Annotated in this window: 20 protein-coding genes; 15 read left to right on the plus strand and 5 right to left on the minus strand. The window is 57.1% G+C overall.

The genetic code is table 11. From position 1 onward, the window contains the following. Nucleotides 1–2 precede the first annotated feature (2 nt). The 11 genes from ROH8110_RS00380 (at nt 3) to ROH8110_RS18400 (ending at nt 10,524) form a co-directional block, all read left to right on the plus strand. Nucleotides 3–1,526, plus strand: coding sequence for a phage tail tape measure protein (locus ROH8110_RS00380; RefSeq protein ID WP_085815826.1), 1,524 nt, complete (start codon nt 3–5; stop codon nt 1,524–1,526). Next, complete coding sequence (locus ROH8110_RS18390) at nt 1,523–2,932, plus strand: glycine-rich domain-containing protein (RefSeq protein ID WP_139837362.1); 1,410 nt, start codon at nt 1,523–1,525, stop codon at nt 2,930–2,932. The genes ROH8110_RS00380 and ROH8110_RS18390 overlap by 4 nt, the downstream gene beginning before the upstream one ends. Nucleotides 2,933–2,940: 8 nt before the next feature. Beyond that, nucleotides 2,941–3,456, plus strand: a complete 516-nt coding sequence (locus ROH8110_RS00395) for a ComEA family DNA-binding protein (protein ID WP_085815829.1) — start codon at nt 2,941–2,943, stop codon at nt 3,454–3,456. After that, nucleotides 3,453–5,117, plus strand: coding sequence for a hypothetical protein (locus ROH8110_RS00400; protein ID WP_085815830.1), 1,665 nt, complete (start codon nt 3,453–3,455; stop codon nt 5,115–5,117). The genes ROH8110_RS00395 and ROH8110_RS00400 overlap by 4 nt, the downstream gene beginning before the upstream one ends. After that, nucleotides 5,114–7,585, plus strand: coding sequence for a carbohydrate binding domain-containing protein (locus ROH8110_RS18395; protein WP_139837363.1), 2,472 nt, complete (start codon nt 5,114–5,116; stop codon nt 7,583–7,585). The genes ROH8110_RS00400 and ROH8110_RS18395 overlap by 4 nt, the downstream gene beginning before the upstream one ends. Nucleotides 7,586–7,640: 55 nt before the next feature. Then, nucleotides 7,641–8,198, plus strand: coding sequence for an N-acetylmuramoyl-L-alanine amidase (locus tag ROH8110_RS00415; protein ID WP_121143642.1), 558 nt, complete (start codon nt 7,641–7,643; stop codon nt 8,196–8,198). After that, a complete protein-coding gene (locus ROH8110_RS00420; protein WP_085815833.1) occupies nt 8,195–8,554 on the plus strand; it encodes a hypothetical protein in 360 nt (119 codons plus the stop codon). The genes ROH8110_RS00415 and ROH8110_RS00420 overlap by 4 nt, the downstream gene beginning before the upstream one ends. A 90-nt stretch (nt 8,555–8,644) precedes the next feature. After that, nucleotides 8,645–8,971, plus strand: coding sequence for a hypothetical protein (locus ROH8110_RS00425; protein ID WP_085815834.1), 327 nt, complete (start codon nt 8,645–8,647; stop codon nt 8,969–8,971). Continuing rightward, a complete protein-coding gene (locus tag ROH8110_RS00430) occupies nt 8,971–9,201 on the plus strand; it encodes a hypothetical protein (RefSeq protein WP_085815835.1) in 231 nt (76 codons plus the stop codon). The genes ROH8110_RS00425 and ROH8110_RS00430 overlap by 1 nt, the downstream gene beginning before the upstream one ends. A gap of 153 nt (nt 9,202–9,354) precedes the next feature. Beyond that, a complete protein-coding gene (locus ROH8110_RS00435; protein ID WP_170156465.1) occupies nt 9,355–10,260 on the plus strand; it encodes a metallophosphoesterase in 906 nt (301 codons plus the stop codon). Nucleotides 10,261–10,326: 66 nt separating this feature from the next. Then, nucleotides 10,327–10,524, plus strand: a complete 198-nt coding sequence (locus tag ROH8110_RS18400) for a hypothetical protein (RefSeq protein WP_139837365.1) — start codon at nt 10,327–10,329, stop codon at nt 10,522–10,524. Here ROH8110_RS18400 and ROH8110_RS00440 read toward each other — a convergent pair. The 3 genes from ROH8110_RS00440 to ROH8110_RS00450 all read right to left on the minus strand — a co-directional run bounded on the left by ROH8110_RS00440 (nt 10,499) and on the right by ROH8110_RS00450 (nt 13,091). Then, on the minus strand, nt 10,499–11,965 hold the full coding sequence (locus ROH8110_RS00440) for a site-specific integrase (RefSeq protein ID WP_085815837.1): 1,467 nt from the start codon (nt 11,963–11,965) through the stop codon (nt 10,499–10,501). The genes ROH8110_RS18400 and ROH8110_RS00440 overlap by 26 nt on opposite strands. A 132-nt stretch (nt 11,966–12,097) precedes the next feature. Beyond that, the gene (locus ROH8110_RS00445; RefSeq protein WP_121143641.1) at nt 12,098–12,529 is read right to left on the minus strand and encodes a hypothetical protein; all 432 of its coding nucleotides are present in this window, start codon (nt 12,527–12,529) and stop codon (nt 12,098–12,100) included. A 265-nt stretch (nt 12,530–12,794) separates the two neighbouring features. Then, nucleotides 12,795–13,091, minus strand: coding sequence for a hypothetical protein (locus ROH8110_RS00450; protein ID WP_085815839.1), 297 nt, complete (start codon nt 13,089–13,091; stop codon nt 12,795–12,797). Between the two features lie 462 nt (nt 13,092–13,553). On the opposite strand from ROH8110_RS00450, the gene ROH8110_RS18800 reads away from it, so the two are divergent. Next, nucleotides 13,554–13,757, plus strand: coding sequence for a hypothetical protein (locus tag ROH8110_RS18800; protein WP_211330755.1), 204 nt, complete (start codon nt 13,554–13,556; stop codon nt 13,755–13,757). Nucleotides 13,758–13,948: 191 nt separating this feature from the next. Here the strand turns inward: ROH8110_RS18800 and ROH8110_RS00460 are convergent, their stop codons facing one another. Continuing rightward, nucleotides 13,949–14,560, minus strand: a complete 612-nt coding sequence (locus ROH8110_RS00460) for a sulfotransferase family protein (protein ID WP_139837366.1) — start codon at nt 14,558–14,560, stop codon at nt 13,949–13,951. Between the two features lie 195 nt (nt 14,561–14,755). Between ROH8110_RS00460 and ROH8110_RS00465 the strand changes: the two genes are divergently transcribed. Continuing rightward, nucleotides 14,756–15,697 carry a class I SAM-dependent methyltransferase gene (locus ROH8110_RS00465; protein WP_085815842.1) on the plus strand — a complete coding sequence of 314 codons (942 nt, stop codon included), beginning with the start codon at nt 14,756–14,758 and terminating at the stop codon, nt 15,695–15,697. A 10-nt stretch (nt 15,698–15,707) separates the two neighbouring features. Further along, a complete protein-coding gene (locus ROH8110_RS00470) occupies nt 15,708–16,658 on the plus strand; it encodes a hypothetical protein (RefSeq protein ID WP_085815843.1) in 951 nt (316 codons plus the stop codon). Nucleotides 16,659–16,912: 254 nt separating this feature from the next. Here the strand turns inward: ROH8110_RS00470 and ROH8110_RS00475 are convergent, their stop codons facing one another. After that, on the minus strand, nt 16,913–17,836 hold the full coding sequence (locus ROH8110_RS00475; protein WP_085815844.1) for a LysR family transcriptional regulator: 924 nt from the start codon (nt 17,834–17,836) through the stop codon (nt 16,913–16,915). 92 nt (nt 17,837–17,928) lie between these two features. Between ROH8110_RS00475 and ROH8110_RS00480 the strand changes: the two genes are divergently transcribed. After that, nucleotides 17,929–18,891 carry a TAXI family TRAP transporter solute-binding subunit gene (locus ROH8110_RS00480; protein WP_085815845.1) on the plus strand — a complete coding sequence of 321 codons (963 nt, stop codon included), beginning with the start codon at nt 17,929–17,931 and terminating at the stop codon, nt 18,889–18,891. Nucleotides 18,892–18,893: the final 2 nt, after the last annotated feature.

Genomic DNA, 18,893 nt, shown 5'->3' on the forward strand with positions numbered 1-18,893 from the left:
AAATGGCCAGAAAAAAGCCCCTTGTTGTAGCCTTCGTGTCGGATGTTGCCGGGGCGATAAAGGGTGCCAGGAAGCTTTCGGGCGAGGTCGAGAAGGTCGGTCCTGCGTCCGAGGAGGCCAGCAAGGAGTCAGAAAAGGCCCTGCGGAGCCTTGGTGTAAAGTCCGAGAGCGTCGCGAACAAGCAGATCGCCAGGCTTCGGGATCAATTCGAGACTGTAAAAAACTCCGGGGTCGCGTCTGCCGAGGAAATCGCGCGGGCACAGAAGACCATGGAGACAAAAATCGAGCGCATCAACAAGTCGATTGGGCGCTCGACGGAAGACACATTTAAGGGCGTCACAGGACGTGTGAAGAAGATGCTCAAGGGCATCAACATTTCGGCATCGGATGTCCTGCGCGTCGGATCCCGCGGTGCACTTATCGGAGCTGGGCTGGCAGCAGGTGCCGGGGCGGCCGCATTTGCCAGCATCTCCAATAGCGCAGACTTCGCAGACCAACTCAGGAAAGCATCCCGGCGGTCGAATGTTGCCACGGAAGAGCTTTCCGGCCTGACATTCGCGGCTGAGCAGTCAGGTGTGGGTTTCGAGGTTCTGCTGCGTTCCCTCAAGAACATCGACGTGAATATGCGCAAGAAGCCCGATCAGTTCGAGAAACTGGGCGTTGCGGTGCGCGATGCTGGCGGAGAAAGCCGTAGAACGATCGAGGTTTTTACGGATGTGATTGAGGCTCTGCGCGTTATGGAGGATCGCGGCCTTGCGACGGCATCTGCAGCGGAAATTCTCGGCGCAAAAGCCGGACCAGATCTCGCGACCCTGATCTCTATTGGGAAAAAGGGTATCGAAGACTACGAGGAGTCCGCAAGGCGCTTCGGTATCGTCGTTACTGACGATGTTGGCGAGGCTGCTGAGCGCTTCAACGACCGACTGGATGACTTGAACCAGCGCTTTCGTGGCCTTCGTCTTGAAGCAAGTGCGCCGTTTTTCGATGCTTTTGCCAAATCCTTCGATGGAATTGGAAAATTCATCGACGAAAATCGCGACAAAATGGTCGGATTTGCAAAAGTTATTTCTGACGGACTCCTGTCGGTGGTCGAAGACCTTGTCGCAATTCTGGAGGGAAGAGGCGGGGACGTTCAAAACAAGTGGATTCTTGAACTCGTTGAGGGCGCTAAGACAGTTGGAAAAGTCTTCACGGATGTCTTGATTCCGGCTGCTGAATTGCTTCTTAAGCTTGTCGAAAAAATTTCTGACCGCATGTCTGAACGCGGCCCTATTAATCGTCTCGCTTCAATGACGCCGTTCGGTTTTCTTGTACCGAAAGTTGGCGGAGATGCTGCAGATAGCGCTCGAAACGTCCCGCTCACACGTCAAATCGAGGCAGCCGCGGGCGGGCGCCCGATCAACATCAATCTCGACGGTCAAACTTACCCGATGACTGCATCTGAAGACGTCGCAATCTCACTTGAGCGCGACCAACGCCTTCGCGGACGCACATCGCCCACTGGCGCACCGAGGAATAACCGATGAGCTTTCAGACTCAACTCCGCATCTTTCGCAGAAATGGCTTGGAAATCCCTTTTCCGCCGGGTTCATACCGATGGGCTGATATCTCGACGCGCCCGATTCCGTCGGCATCGAAGACGGCCCGCACGATCGACGGCCGCCTGATTTCATTGGGTGATCCCGCGTTCCGTCAACTTGAAGTCACGGTTTCGGTATCCGACCAGGTAGCTCCGGCCCTGGATAACCTCTGGGAAGGCGACGAGCTGACGATCCACAGCCCGGATTACAAGACAGAAGCGGGCGGCGTGCTCACACTCTCCAGGGAGCCCGTTCCAGGGACGATTACCGCACACGCCGCAGACGGCACTGTCCTGGCGTCTCCCGAAAGCCGCACTGTCAATGTGCCGGGTGCGGTGTATGTCCGGTATCGTCCGATTTTCGGTGTCAAAGTCACCGCGCCACTGGACAAGCGCTCGACTGAAGGCAAGGCCCGGGTCTCCTGGACCCTGGTCTGTGAAGAAGATGAGGCGGTGGAGATTGTGGAGCCGGGTGAGCCTGGCGGCACAGATCCAAACCCGCTCCCCGACGATCTTGTCGAAGCAACCGGCGGGGTGGTCACGGACTATACGGACGAAGAGGGTTTGCGATGGCGTCTGCACGAGTTTCTGTCGAGCGGCCTGTTTACTGTGTCCGCCCGCGGCCGTGTCCAGGCTCTTGTCGCTGGCGCTGGCGGCGGTGGTGGTCATAACAACGGCGGCGACCTTCCTGGCTCCGGACCCGGGGCAGGCGGACTTTTTCTCGCAGAATTCGACGTTGAAGTCGGCTTCCATGCTGTTGAAATCGGCGCCGGCGGGGCTCCAGCTGTCGGCGGTTCGAGCTCGACGAATGTTTCGAACGGGTCCCAGGGTTCCGCCTCGAAATTCCACGGAATCGAAGCTCCTGGCGGCGGAGGCGGGCGCGGCGTCACGACAGCGAACGGATGGCCGGACGGCGGGTCCGGCGCTGGTCAAGTCAGAGATATTTTCGGCCCGGTCGGCCTCGGAAAGCCTTATTACGGGCATGGAGGCGGTACAGGCGGTCAAGACGGAGACTCTGACAAGCGAGCAACCGGCGGCGGCGGCGGTGCCGGGAGTCGAGGTGGAAATGGCGCACCCGGTGTAAAATCCGGTGACGCCGGCACCGGCGTCGACATGGGTTGGTTTTTCGGAGAAGAAAGCCGAATTTTGTGTGCCGGCGCTGCGGGCGGCGAAAATTCAAGCAGCCCCGGTGCAGCAGCCGGCCAGCCAGCCACAGGCGGCTCGCTCCCCGGACAAAACGGTGCACAGAACACCGGCAACGCAGGTGGCGCATGCGGCGGGACCTCGAATCCGCAGGGCGGCGCTGGGGCCTCCGGCATCGTCGCTATACGCTATCGAATTCCAGCAGAGTGAGAATTGAAATGTCAAATTTTGCAGAGCTCTCTGACACTTCACATGTCCTTCGAGTCGTCAGCGTTCCGGATGACCAGGAGCACCGCGGCCAGGACTTCCTCGCGACTGACCTCGGCCTCGGCGGAACATGGGTGCAGACGTCATACAGCGGAAATATCCGCAATAAATTCGCCGGAATCGGAGATTTCTACGACGCAGATCTCGACATCTTCGCCTCACCCGCGCCGGCTCCCGATTACACGCTAAATGCCGGCGGAACCTGGTCACCACCGCCTGCACCCGCCGGCCAGGGCTGGGCGATTCCGGAGGGTGAGACGGCATGGCATCTCGATATCAACTTGGCCGACGCCATCGCGCTCGATGAGCTTGATGGAGTCGGTCCAACGGTTGCGCATGCCATCATTTCAGAACGCGATATCGCGGGACTATTTGCATCCTTGGAAGACCTCGCGGCCCGCGTCGATGGCATCGGCACGGCCACGACAGACAACTGGACAAACGCTTTCGCAGGAGCCGCTGAATGACCCTTTACGTCGCTGTCGTCCCAGACACAGATACATTCGATCCGGTCACCCACGCTCGGTTCGATCTTGATGTGTTGCAGCTAACCATGTCGCATCGAGACAATCGCCTGGCTCAGGTGTCTCTTGAAGTCAGCAATCCTCGCACGCCGCTTTCCAGCCTGATTGATGCCCGGGTATTCCTTTCAGACGCCGACGGCCTGGTCTTTTCTGGCCGTTTCTCATATGTGCCCCGCGGCGCCGTGGGCGATACCGTTACGCTCGAAGCCATTGCCAGGGAAGATGATATCGACGGACAGATCGCAAGCCTCACCGAAAGCCTGAAGGTGGCCCCATTCTACGACTCCCTTTTCGTGCCGATCGGGGCAGAGGATGACCCCGCCGAGGTTCTGGCTGGATATCCCCGCACGCTCGCATACAGCCGCACAGGTGGTGGCGTGGCGGCGGTCGATGCACTTTCCGGCGCGACCACGCTGGAACTGAAGCCGCTTACCGACAGCATCAGATATGATGTCGAGCCCGTCGCGAAGTCCTACGGCGTCAATCTCACCGTCGCCTGGCGTCAGCTCATCAAGCAGACGATTTCTGATCCGTCCTGGACGCGTGACCTCTCTACCATGACACCCGAGGGCCTGATTTCCGCCTGGCCCACCCTCGGCCAGGTCATCGGCACAGGTTTCCGGGTTTCCGAGTCCAGCATCGCCGAGGAACTCGATGCCTTCGACCGCCCGCAGCGTGAGCAGGTCGAGCGCATCGAAGCCGTTTCCTCGGATGAACTCGACCCCGCGTGGATCGACGCCGGCGAGTTCCGCAGGATCGCAGAAATCGCGCCCATGACAGCTTCTCTCGCCTTCACATACTCCGGCGAGGTTTCCAGAGTTCAGACCGCATCTTTCAAGCTTCCTGCCGGACTTCAGGATGGCGCGACTCTCGATGAGGAAGAGATCGAGGATATCACTCTCAACGACATCTCCCGAAGCGATGCGCCGGCCTGGAATCCGGGCACAGACTACGAAGAGGGCGATGAGGTTGTCGATGGAGGCAGTCTTTATCGTTCGCGGCGAGATCATACATCCCTCCAGGAGAGAACACCCGCTGACTGGGTTCTGATCGGCGACGCAGCCTCAATCGACTCCAGGCGCACATTTTCTTTCTTCTCTACGGCCCGCGGACAGGCGGCCCTGGATCACGCGCTGGAGCGTGTCCGGGCCCGCGCCAGGATTGCCTCCCGCTGCGTGCGCGTGAGTTTTGAGGCACGCATGCCTGACCCGCACAGCGTCACGGAAGACTGCCAGGTCACGCTCGCGCATCCGAAGATCCCGGGTGGCACGATCACGGGCCGTCTGGTCGAATACACGCTGGAATGGTCTGGTGAAAACAGATTCACAATTCGCGGCACGATCGCGGCGTGTCCTGGAAATGGCGGCACAGACGATGCGTCACTGGACATCGACACCAGCGGCGCGCCATCAACTGGTGCCAGGGCAAGCGTCCAGATCAAAAACAAAGGCCCGGAGCAGCAAGCGGCATTCGACGCCGGGACCGATATTCCAGAGACAAGCATCGACATCAAAACGACGCCGGCGCCGGCTGTTGAGCTCGAACATGAGATCACCGTCACGCCGTCCGGCACCATCGCAATACCAGATCAGGCCACCGTATGAGCTATGAACGCCGCATCGCCAGCCAGGGACTCAAGCCCCTGGATGGATTTCGTCCCGAGCCTGCAGGAGATCGTGAGGCCGGATCCATGATCCGCGCGGCGGGTCCGGCGGGTGAAGACAAGCGCGGGCACAAAAGTCTCGATCAGGCAATGCACCATCTCCTGGAGCTTCGGACACGTTCTGAAACCGCCCGATATTCGGATGCTGGCACGATCCAGACAGGCGAATACAGCGTCTATACCCTGCGCGCTGACGGCACACTCGACATCGTTTTGGAAAAGCCCCCTGCGCCGCCCGAAATCCAGCGCTTGAGCGACGGCACATACCGACATCGAGCATGGCGCGTGACAGCCCTGGTATTCTCGGCCAGCGACAGCACGGTGACGTGGCCCTCGAATGTGAAATGGGGACGCGTCGGATATGAACTTTCCGGCGATCCGGCGACGCTTTCCGAGATGCCTGGGCCGCCGGAAAATCCGCGGCCCGCAGGAACGGCGGATTTGTTCGAGCTGGTCTATTTCGAGCGCACCGGTGAATGGTGGGCAAATGTTGTGGCGGCTGGCGTTGAGTCGTCCGACCCCCTCAATCCCGACGAAGACCCGAATGCGCCGGACCAGACTCCAGAAGATCCCGGCGATGAAGGCACGGATCCGTCAGAGACGCCGGATCACAGCTACACAGATCCAGTCACCGGCGACCCTCTCACGCCCGTTCAACCGCCAGCTACGGATGGCGAGATCCTGGCACTTCACAGCGGTGCAATCTCAAGAACGAATGACGGCGGCCACACATGGAGACGGCTCTCCAGTCCAGATTCACCATACAATTTCTCGACTCTGAAGGGGCAAGGAACTCTTGTCTCAACAGTCAGCGGAAAGGCGCTATTCTCAAGCAATCTCATCAATTTCACAGAGCTTGCATTTCCGACTGAATATTTCTCGGAGATCACACTCGAAAACGGCGATTTTGAATCCGGCGATTTGACGGGATGGAATGTCACAGAAGGATCCGATCCGCTTGTGCTCGACACAGTATCGCCGGCGCAGCGCGGCGGCACGTACTATCTCGCTTCTGATCAGGAATCCGCAGACAGCGCATTCTCTGTCGAGCAGTCTGTGTCAGTGCCATCAGAGAGCAATACGATTCAAGTATCCGCGGATGTGCTCGCTGAAAGCGGACTCGCGAGAATCGAGTTTCTCCGCGCTTCAGTGCTGCCGTCTCTCAACTCTGAGGCGGATTGGAGCGGCAGCATCATTTCCGGATACGCGACGGCACAAGATGGATCGTCTCTCGATCTCGAAGTCGAGTCCGGTGGCATGGACGGCATCGGTCAAAACGGTAACGGCGGTCAAAAAACCGTCGCATTGAAATATCAAAACGGTGATCTTTACGATCGTCCTTGGATCCTCGTTTTGAGAGATATTGACGCGCATGAGACGGTGACTTTCGATGCAGAGGATTTTGTCGAGCTGCGAAAAATGGACGGATCCGATGCATTTGCGAATGTCGGCACTTTTGCGATTGTCGGTGCAAACTCAGAAAACAATGACTGCGGGGTCGTTTTGAAAAACGGTCGCGTGACGCTTGAGCTTGACCTTCTTCTGTCTGCTGTCGATTTTTCTTCTTCGCCCGTTCTCGCTGAATTCTTCAATGAAAGCGGCCCATCCAGAGAAACGATTACGTCTACGACTTGGGGCACGAACGACTGGGCGCGACGATCTGTCTCTGCAAACCTCGAAGGCAATTTTGAGGATCTGGTTGTGCGACTGTCGGGCGATGGGTCTGAGTCAGTCGTGTATTTCGACAATGTTTCTGCCGGTGTTTATTCAAGCAGAGATGAGACCGTTTCTGTCGTTGCGAGAGATCTCATTAACCGTCAGCATTTCGTCGCGACAGCATCAAGCATCCATGTCGTAAAGAACGGTGTGTCGGATTACATAGCGCCGATTCCTTTCAAGCCGCTTTTTATGGCCGTGCATGCAGGAAATGTTGTGATCGCAGACACGCAGAAAATCGGCATTTCGGCGAATGCAGGACTTTCTTTTAGCGTTGTCGAAAAGCCTGGCGTCGCGCAGGTTCTCGCAAATCCGAGTCCGATCGCCGTTCTGCAGAACGGCGAGATTTACAACGTCGAAACCGATGCGACATTGTCTCTTCTTCGAGAAGCTGCGCCGGATACGAGTCTGTCTTGGGGAGCAAAAAGGCAGGTCTGGTATTCACTCGCGGACGGACCCGGTCTTGTAAAAGCCCGGGAATGGGACTCTCCGGAAAGTCATTCACAAATGCCGCGCAGCGCAACGGCCGGAGACACCGCCGGCGACCGTCGTGTGCTTGCTCTCGACAGCGGAGACTTGATGGGTTGGGTGCCCATTTCGAGAGATCTCTTCCATTTCGATGCTTCTTCAGATTCGTGGAAAATCTCAATTCCGCTGAAAGAAGCGATACATGACATTCAAGAAGTGAAGTGACGAACGGCGAGGCGCTGCGGGACCGATATTCCAAGAAAGGAATTGAGGCCCGAAAGTGCGCAAAATCGCCATCATCGTCGGACATAACAAACGCGGCCAGGGTGCCGTGCGCGTCACCGACGGCAAGACAGAATTTCAGTGGAACAGCGACCTGGCTTCCCGGATTCGCGCATATGCGGAAGATGACCCGTATTCCGAGGTCCGCATTTTCTATCGCCAGACCAACATGGGCTACACGAAACAGATCCAGGATGTCTATGCCCGGGCAGATGCTTGGGGCGCGGATGTCACGATCGAACTTCACTTCAATGCCGCAGCCGATGCATCGGCATCATACACATGCACACTTTCGAGTGGAACCGCCGGGAGCCTCGCGCTCTGTGAGCGGCTGCAAGCTGCCCAAGTCAGAGTCATGGGGCTCGATGATGCAGGCGTGAAAATCCGGAATCGTGGCGGCGGCCGGGGTTGGAGATCCCTCTGGACTGGTGACGCGCCGGCAGCGCTCATCGAGCCGTATTTTGGAAGCAACCCCAGGGACTGCATTCTCGCAGACAAGCGCAAAGATGAGCTTGCCCGGGCGCTCTATGAAGCGGCGCGGGAGAGCGTTGCATGAAGCAAGATCTCGCATCATTTCTACCCGACAACGCCGGGCGCGCTGCCGTCGCCGGTATTGCCGGCGGTATCGTTGCGTGGGTGACGAATAAGCAGAATCCGCGCGAGGGCATCGCGTCGATCATTGTCGGATGCATTACCGCGATCTACCTCGGACCGATCGTCGCACCCATCCTTGAACCGGTTATCGGCGCGATCAGCCCAGGAAACGACGCAGTTGGATTTGCGTCTTTCGTCTGCGGGATGTCCGGAATCTCTATTTCTGGTCTGATCATGGATGCGGTGAAGCTGCGCCGCGGACAAATTCAACATCAGATCAAGACACCGATCGAGGAGTCGTACGATGACGACTCGTGATGTTGTCAAAGAACGCGCGCGGAAAGAAGGGCGCGCATGGTTTGTCGCAGCGATCGTCGGCGGCTTGTATCTGCTTGCGGGGTATCTGACATGATCGCATTCCTCCGCACACTTGGACTCGGAAAATGGATCGCCCTGGGCGGCCTCGTCGCGCTCATCGCGGGCGCCTTTTGGCTTCAGTCTGAGCGTCTCGATCGCGCCCAGGGCGCGCTTGAAGAGGCTCATGAAGATCTCGAAATTGAACGCGCAGCACGCACCCGTGCTGAAGACGCCGTGACCTCGGCAGTCGAGCGCGCCGAACGCCTGGCCGCCGCACGCGACGCCGCCCGCCGCCGCCTGGCCGACCGCCTGGCTGCCGTCGAGGCCGCCAAGGGTGAGTGTCTTGAAACAGAATTGCCGGCGGGGTTGCTCGACTGATGCGCGCCCTGGTCATCATATCCGCCCTGGCCCTGGCCGGCTGCGCGCAGCCCGAACCGATCCTGGACCGGCTCCCTGTGCAGGTCGCGACATGCCCAAATCCCGAAGAGCGCGCCCGACTCCTCGAAGGATCCACATTCCGAGATCTTGCCCGGTCCCGTGCCGAGGCCCTGACAGGATGGGAAGAATGCTTCAATGCCGCGCGTGAAAACGGAGAGGCGCTGCAATGAGTAGCTTTCAAGCATTCCTCGCGACCGCCGCCGCGCTGACTATCACATACGGCGCGGTTGGAGCTTTCGCGTGGTCTGCTGTCGATGCCGTGCATGACGAAATCTGCGCGAATCTCAACGGACCGATTCCAGAAAATTGCGAGTAATTTTTGGATGCAGGAAATTTTCCCTATGTCTCGGGAAATGAAGCAGAAAAAGGGGCCGGCGATGGACCTCAAATTCGGAAAGCGCATCCTTGTAATCCCTGATGCGCATGGGCGATCGACGGAGTCATTCTCCGACCTTGACAGATTCGACGCCGCCGGAAAATTGATCCGAGACGAAAAACCGGACATCGTTGTTTCTCTCGGCGACCTCGCCGACTTCGACCCACTCTCACCCTACAAGATGAAAGCCGCCGCCGCGTTCGACGGCAAGGCGGTCAGAAAAGAGGCCCTTTTTCGGACTGAAATTCTTAATCGGATCGCCGGCCCCACGCGCCACGCGAATGAGCGTCATCGCCGCGGCCGGCATAAAGAGCGCATCCACGAGCCCGTCTGGATCGACCTCGAGGGCAATCACGAGGAGCGCTGGCGCCGGTATCCCGAAACCGATCTCCTCGGCCACGACTTCCTTCAATGCGAAAGTGAAGAGGCCGGCTGGATCTGGCATCCGTTCTTGAAGCCCGTCGATATCCTCGGCGTTCTTTTCTCGCATTACTTCACGACCGGAGTCTCGCGGCGGCCTGCCCAAGTGAACACGATCCTCAATAAGACGCATCGCTCCTGCGTCTTCGGACACACGCACTCCTTCGGCTTCGACCAAAAGCCAGTTCTCGGCGGCGGGACAATCTCTGCTCTGTGCGCCGGATCATTCAAGCCCCCGCATCGCACCGGTGAACATGAATGGTCGGGCCTTGTCATGCTCGAAGACGTGAAAGACGGGTCATTCTGCATTCGCCAGATCCCATACGATCATGTTCTCGAAAAGTACGGCGAAGGAGACTACGCGCAGAAGCTCCGCACCCGCCGCGCCCAGGCAGCTCAAGATCGCGAAAACGCCCGCCATGCATACGCATAAAAACACCCAGTCAACCTTATTCTCACTTTCTGCTTTGTCTCAGAAAAACCCGCCAATTTTCCGCGCATGAAACACGAACGCACAGACATATCCCGCCTCGCCGCCGCACATGAATTCGTCGCAAGTATGGTGGCCGACCGCCCGGACGGCGCCGCATATCTTCCGCTATTCAATCGTCTTGAAAAAGAGCTTGAAGCAGTGGCCGCCCAGGAGAGCGCTATTGAACGGGCAAGACGGATCAGTCGGGCGCGGGCAACTGCTTGACCGGCTGGATTTCGATTTTCTGGTGATATTCCAAGCGCTTTTCAAGCGGCATAGAATCCCCATACCACTCTCGACCGCGGGCTCGTTTCACCGAATGCCCCATCAACTCTGCGCGATCATCGCTATCGACACCGGTATTTTTCAAGCGGGTCTCGAATGAATGCCGCAATCCCCCGATAGTCACGCCGTCTGGCAGAAGGCCGGCAGCGCGGAGGGACCTGTTTGCTTCACCAGAATATGTGCCTGTGCCGCGATACTTCGGGAAGCCTTCCGGGTGCCTGCGCATCGCTCCCAGGGCGACGCCGACCAGTGGGACGTTTCTGGTGCTGTGCTTGTTCTTCAGCTCGCGCGCGAACTCGCCTGTCGCGCGTCGGATCTCGATATGCGGAATCGGATCATCGAGATGAATGTGATGCGGCGGAAGGTCTGTGACTTCAGATTGCCGGCATCCTGTTTCGATCAGGATTAGTGTGATGTCGCGAAGCTCCGGATGCAGATCATCCATCGCTCCAGGATGGACGATATTCTCGACAGCATCGATCGGCACTTCATCCTTGCGTCCCTCATCGTCCAGCTTGCTCATACCCTCGCCCAGGCCGCGGAACGGGCTCGGCGGGATCTCTGCAACATCATAACCCAGGCTCGCGTGATAGAGCTTCCACATCCTGTTCAGATTCTGAAGGTCTTTCTGCGCGCTTGACCCCTTCATGTCCCCATCGAGAATCCGATCTTGAAGTGCGTCACGAAAATCGATCGCATCTGCACGGGAGATCTCATCCAGCACCGGATCTCGACCGAGCAGTTCCTTGACCTTTTTTGCCGGCCGTAGCCATCTGTCTCGCCAGACACGGCGCTGTTTCTGGTTCTTGTCGCGCACATCCAGCGGGGAGATTTCTTCCATTCGCTCTGCAATTTCGAGAAGCGTCTCACGCGGGCGGTCGACGCCGCCGAGAAGGGCCAAGGCGGTCTCCGTCATGTGAGCTGGTTTGACATCCTTCCGGTCTTTGCCGCGAGCCTTTTCTTTCTCGACCTCCTGTACCTTTTCCACTCGCCTCAGAACATCGCCAAGGTCGCCGTCGGCCAGCTCGCCAGCGGTCCGGTATCCGAAACCGCGTGCAGTCGTGAGTCGCGCGATCGCTTCATAGTGCGACCTGGATCCCGGCAAGTCGACTCCGGCCAGTCGCGCGTCGAGTTCTGCAAGAATTTGCGCCTCGACCGCTGCCAGGCGGGCCATGGCTTCTTTTTTGTCGCCGGTCTTCAGCGAACGATGTATCTCTTTCGGTGGCTTTTTCATTCCGACCCATAGCGGATCGTATCGCCTCGGCACCCGCATCCGCAGGTGCCAAGTTTCTCCGCGTTTCGCCAGCCCCGCCATCCAGATTCCCTCTTGTGTAGCAAGAGACGTAGCATCGGCGCGGTAAGGGATCAATTCATTAGGCATCAGGATTCTTCGGCTTAGGCGGACGCGGTGGAATATCGAACAGCCTCATCCAGCATGTGAAGCCATCGCGGAAACCTTCCCAGAAGGCAGGGCTGCGGAAGCAGCGGCGACATTCTGTAAGCCAGGCGCGCATCACGACTGCCCTCCCATGGTCTTCGCGTCGTATTCGGCGGCCTCGTCTCCGAACTGGGGGCCGATCTTGCGAGACCATTCCGCGTCGGCAGCCTCGGCGCCAGCCATGAACGCATCCCGCAGCATCCGGGCGAGATCGGGCGACTCGGCGCCCATGATCTCCAGCCGCTCGTGGGCGGAGAGCTGGGTGAGGTCGATGCTGTCTATTTCCCCAGAGTCGTGCAGATCTCCGTGATTGTCGTGGAATACGAACTCATCATCATAGAATTCCGCTCTGTATCCAAGAAGAGCGGTATCGAGGGGGCGTAGAACGTATGCTGGATCGTCATAGCTCATATATTCCTGTCTCATCTCGATACCGTGCTTGAACGACAGACGCGCCAAGTCATCAAGAAAGGCTTTGATCTGCTCGGGGGTGGGTTTGTCAGTCATCACCAGATCCTCCAAACATATTTTCGGATCGCTTTACAGGAAGCGTCGACACCCTCTCGTTGATAAGGGCGGAGATTGGTGACGCCGAAAGTCTCCCGAAGAGCCTCTGCGAACGGGCTCTTTTCATACACCCTTTGGGTGCTCGGATTGTAGTATGGCTGCAGCCTTCGCATGGTCTTTCTCCCTGGCGATCGGCCCGCCGTCTGGTGTGTCAATGCCGATGGATAACAGATACGCCCCGCGATCGGCGGTTCAAAACGCGGGATCAATCCCAATACGCGACCTGAGGAAGCCCGTCCGGGATCTCGGTTCCTTCCTGATAGAGCTTCTGGCTGTCATCGAGCTTTCCACGCTCGTATTCGATCATCGTAAGCACATCGACGCCGAACGTCTGGAGATCGATCCACGATATACGAAAGCTAATCTCCAGCCCTTGCCATTCGCCGAGATCTCTGGACATTTCGATCTCAATGCCGCCAGGAACGACGCAGATGCGGTCGATATCAGGATCATGCTTCGCCAAGTCGGCGATTGCGTCCAATTGCTGTGAAAGGGTGATCATGTCATTCTCCGTTGCTATACAGAGTACCTATTCCCCGCACCCAACTCACACAAACCCAGACTCCACTCTTTGCTACACACTTTGCTACACACTCAATCACACCCATATCCCGAAAACCCAATAAAATAAGGGCTTTTAGCGCCTATCCCAGCCCGGTTCGATTCCGCCCCCGGGCACCATTTGAACGTCAATGAATTCTTGATATTTAACGAAAAATCAGAACCTAGCTTATTCGTTATCCACCTTATTATACACCTTTTGCGCTTCGTTGGGCGATAGGTCGGGCATCTTACGCCGCCCAGTTCAAATTGTCGGGACGAGGCCCAATTCAGCGCAGGTTCATCATGATTGCTCGATGCAATACGTCTCGAGGCCCAACTTCGGTTTCCCTGGCGCATCGCCCGGTTGCAGGGATTGGCAATGTGAGCATCATGTGTCGCGCCGGATTGAGGGGAGTCAGGAGTGAATGCCGTCGAGATGGAAGAGGCCGTATCGGCACTGGCCGCACAGCGTTTCGACCCCGATCAGTTCCCCTTTGCTTTTCGAGAGGCGTTTGGGAACAAGGCCACGACAATCAAGCGTCTGCGCAGTGGGCGTTTAACAAATCCAGCGAGGATGGCGTTTTCAGACAAACAGCATCCATTTGATCACTCAAAGCGCGATTAGCGTCTCAGCCATCAAGCCGGCGATGAATGTCTGCGTGCCTGAGTTTCCGAACGGCACAGTCATCTGCATTCGTTGCCCGCGCGGGACGCTCCCCCGCAGGCGCGTGAGGTTCGTCTTACGGGCGGTTTGATGAATAAAAACAAGGCGCTCGGGCAATGCGCGCATGGCGGGCAGCGAACAGAGGCCGGATCTCACCCCTCAAGACCGAGCCACCTCTTCATCTTGTAGTATTTCATTTTCAGCCGCTTGGTCCTGTGCGTGTTGGCATGTGGCCAGGCGATTCCAGGATCCGGCTCATCCAGAAATCTGCAAAGATTGTCCCAGTTCACTTCCCCTTGGTTCATGTCGAGCGAGATGAAGTCGTCTGGGCGGTTGGCGAAATAGGCCTTTACCTCGGCGTTGTGACGATCATAGCGCGCCAGCCAAGTATCCTCGTGTCCAACTGGATAGGGGCAGTCATAGATCAGGTTGTGGATCGCGTTCGGGTGGTGTGCAAAATCCTTAACGGCGCTGTTGATCCACGCGTCACGATTGCGCGTGATCAAGATGAAGCGCGCATTGGGAAAGGCAGCATCGAGTTCACGGTAGAGCAGCGGCCAGGGAGTATCTTTCGCAGCGTCATAGGATTCAGCGATTGAAAGCGCCCGATCCGTAACCTCATCCCATGTCAACGTGTCTTTGCTGGCAAGGTCACGAAAGGGGTAGTAGCTCGCAACCGAGTAACCAAGTTTCTTGAGCGCCAAACCGACGGATGACGTCCCGGTCTTCTGAAAACCAAGGCAGAACACTTTTCTAGGTTTCATAATCAAACAAATCCCTTTTCGGACTCCGGCTCGGAATGTTCAATCTTTCCGTTATCAGCAAGAATTCAATAACACGGCACAGTTTTGACCAAACAATGAAACAGACATATCTGCGTCACCGGATGCGGTGACACAGTTTGTTGCGCTGCCCAAAAGTAGTGGTATTGTCCCTCTCATTGAAAGAGGACTTTACTGATGAGCGAAGTTTATCCGCAAGCGATTAGTAATGATGGCATAACGATTTTGTCGGATACCAGTGACACTGAGGATCAACAGACTGTCCAGCAGCTCCAAAAACTCATAAGCGATGCCAAAGACATAGGGTGCATTCAAAGCCTTTCAAAGAACGATCACAACGTTAGCTACCTGACCGAAACCAAGCGAGCCAAATATATCGACCTAGTAGATTTGACGCCATCCGATCACGTGCTTGAAATCGGCGGGAGCATGGGGCAGCACACGCGGCTTATTGCGCCTCTTTGCAAGGCTGTATCCTCGATGGAAGTAGTCGAGTCGCAAGCAAAGTTTGCGCGTCTCTGGTGCGATCAAGATGGTTTGAAGAATGTGGATATTTCGGCAGGAGGTGCGAGTGGAGTTCTTCCTTACGACGACGACACATTTGACGTTGTGCTGTTAAATTATGTTCTGGAATGGTGTGCAGGAAGGGCTGACGACAACCCGCATGAGTTTCATCGCGGATTCATAAAAGAGATTTATCGGGTGCTCAAACCCGGGGGCCGTTTCTTTGTATCGACGAAAAACCGTTTCGCTCTCAAATACGTAACGGGAAGCGTCGACGAGCACTCTGGTATACGCTTTGGAAATGCCCTGCCGAACTGGCTTCATAAACGGGTCAGGGGCAGCCGTGATTTAGGTCATCCGGCGGGCTATCTACATTCTTGGCGCGGCCTGGAAAGGCTGCTGAAAGAAGTCGGCTTCAATAATCCCAAGAAGCTCTTTTTCTTTCCTGATGCGCGCTTCCCGATCTACGCAGGAACTGTCGGTGGCTTCTCTGTAAACGCAATTTCCAAGCCAGATCGTAAGCAGTTAAGCAGAAAAGACCGCGCAGCCCTTTCTTTGCCGACATTCTTGATGGTTCAACTCTCAAACTCCATCGCCTTCTTGGCTGAGAAATAGCGCACTAGCCGTGAATGTAGACTTCAAAGAATTCGTCGCGGGCATTGTCGAAAACAACGCGGAACGCCTGGGAATAGATCTTGATCTGTCGAGTATTCGATTGTTCGAGCGTCCGGGATTCAAAGATGCTGTCGCTGATGCCAGCTCTATTTTCTTTGTCGACGGGAAAGATCGCAAAAACGATATAACTCTAATACTTTCAAATAAGGACTTTCCTGAAACTGTCCGAAACGCTTGTGAACTGGCGATATCGGTTCACCAGCGCCTTGACGCGAATGAGCAACGTCATGTGTTGGTCCCGCTACTCGAAGGCGTGTATGGCGGCCAAAGTTATGCGGTATTCTCGCGACTGGAAAGCTTCTCAAAAAACAAAGCCTTGAGGTTCGCCCAGAAGCGGTTCTTGCAACCAAAGATCGCGGATTGGCTAGCAGCTTTGGCGGTTCAAACAACGACCTACTGCGATACTCACAAGGAAGTAGAAAGAGCCTTCATTGAGCCTTTTGAATATCTTGCAGAGGAGATCAAGCTGCCGAACGCAATCAGAAAGTTCTCTGAAACGTATCTGAGCGCAGATATAGGAACAAGATTTCAGCTTTTTACGACCGTTCATCACGGAGATTTTTGGTCTGGAAATATTCTGTCGACTCGTGGTGCCTTTCCAGGATTTGGATTTCTGACTGGCGACTTTCGGATAATCGACTGGGGCACTGCAAGGCTAGATGGCTTCCCATGTATTGATATTATTCGGTTCGCGAATTCCTCGAACCGCAACACGAAGGCTGCTGGTCAAATTGTTCGAAATTATGCTGATGCGATTGAGATTTCTCATGAAGAAGTCGCCTTGTACGCGATGGCGTCGCTAGGGCGCTTAGGCCTCGATCGTGACCAGTTTCCGAAATCGCGTTTTCTGGCCATGACAGAGCGGATCTTTGATTTTCTCTGCGTGAATGACTTCGCTTGATTGCAGAGGGACACGCGGCCCCCCGATTTAAAGCGTTGCTATAGAAACCTGAAACGCCGGGGATTCCCAGCAGGCGCTGACTATGATTCCTTCTTCTTGGGAGCATCGGATCATGTCAGCAGCTTTGCCAGAGCCGCTTCGTGCGCGGTTTCAGGGGTATGCCGAGAAAGAATTGAACGGGTGAGCGGCGGCGTTGTTCCCGCTTGGGTTCGAACTGATGCGACAAATGCGGACCTGATGCGTTCTGCCGCGCTCTACTCCGAATGGAACCGCTCAGTCGTCAAGACGTTTCGCCGAACATGGGCCAGAAATGCTGATGCGGTCGGGGAAAGTGACCGGCCCGGCTGATGAACAAGGCCAATCCGCCGCTTTGCCCCAAAATCTGAAATGCTGCGTTGCACCAGCCGTTCCATCGGGAGGACCGGCAGCGTCAATCGCGGCAGCAGCGATATGCCAAGATTAATGGCGACCAGCGCGCCGGCTGTCGCCAGGTGGGCGACTTCGAACCTGGGCGAGATCACCCTGTCGATGCGCTGGCACGCGCCGTCAAGCAACTCGCGGACGCTCGTGCCGGGTTCCATCGCTATCAATGGCATTTCGGTCAGTTCCGCCATGTCATACGCCCGGTCCTCCGCGAGCGGCCCCTGGGGCGCACCGACAGCGACAAATGGGTCGTCCATCAGCGGATGGAAGGTCAGCCGCATTCTTGCCGACATGGTGCCGGCGGTAAATCCGATATCGGCACGGCCGGTCTCGATCGCCTCCACGACACTGCCGGACAGCGCGTCGATGATGCGCAGGTCGATATCCGGATGTGCCAGAGAGAAGCTTGCCAGCAGGTTCGGAAGCAGACCGGCCGTCACCGACGGAAGACCGGCAATCGTCAGTCGACCGTTACTGGCGGACAGATGCGCGTCGAACTCCGCCATCACATCCGCCGAGGTGTTGATCATCCGCTCTGCAAGCCGGGCAAAGGCGTGGCCCGAACTGGTTGGCGTGACATTGCGCGTGTCGCGATCGAAGAGCCGCGTCCCGAGCCGCGCCTCAAGTGCCGAAATCTGTCGCGAGAGCGCCGAGGCGGACACGCCCAAGGCCTCGGATGCAGCACGAAATGTCCCGCTTTCGCAGACGGTCAGTGCGGCGCGAAAATCGGCGAGCGAGGGCGTGTTGCGATTCATGCATTAATTATCAACAATATCGCACTTTCTGCAACGGAAGACTCGGGGCACAATTCACCAGCCCGCAATGCGGTGCAAAATGGGAGGATACCATGAAACAATTCGTACACGCCTTTCTGGGCGCAACACTGCTTGCCGGGCCATTGTCCGCGCAGAATACCGACCTGTTGATCGGGTCGACATCGGCCTCGTCCAGCCATTACGGCTATTTCGTCGCGGTGGGCCAGTTGATCAACGAAAACGCTGAAGGCCTGCGCGCTTCGGTGGTCGAGACGGGTGCAACGCTGGACAACATTCGGCGCATGGAGCGCGGCCAGGTTGACCTTGGGCTTGTCACAACCAATGTCGCCCAGCACGCGACCGCAGGCACCAACGAATTTGAAGGCAAGCAGCAGGATCTGACACTGCTCTGGGTCTATACCGGCGCGCCGCAGAATGTGGTGATGCGCGCGGATGCGGGTATTGCCGATCTGTCGGGGCTGGCCGGTGTCCGGTTCAATCCGGGCATCAAGGGGTCGGCAACCGAGGCGACGACCGAGGCGGTTTTTGACACCCTTGGCCTGACGGCGGATTATGTGCGCGGGTCGACCACCGATGTCGTCGACATGATCAAGGACAACCGGGTGGCCGGATATGTCAAATCAGGGTCCGGCAACAAGCTCGACGGATCCACCATGGATATCGCTACCTCCACCGACATCGCGATTCTGGGTCTGACGTCAGAGCAGGCGGACAAGCTCAGGGCCGAGATGCCCGATATCTCGGTCGTCGATATCCCTGAAGGCGCAGCAGACGGTGTGCCCGCCTACACCACCTGGAGCTTTGGCGTCGGCGTCGCTGCGCCCTCCACGATGGACGAGGAAACCGCATATCAGATCGTGAAGGCCGTGATGGAGGACAAGGAGGCTCAGGCCAACGCGATGGCCAGTCTCAAGGGCGTCAACCTTGCCGACACCACCTTGCAGTTCGGGACGATCCCTCTGCATCCCGGTGCGGCGCGCTGGTTCAAAGAGCAGGGCATCGAACTGCCCGCCAAACTGAAGCCGACAGAGTAAGG

Source organism: Roseovarius halotolerans (genome assembly GCF_900172255.1).
GTDB lineage: Bacteria > Pseudomonadota > Alphaproteobacteria > Rhodobacterales > Rhodobacteraceae > Roseovarius > Roseovarius halotolerans.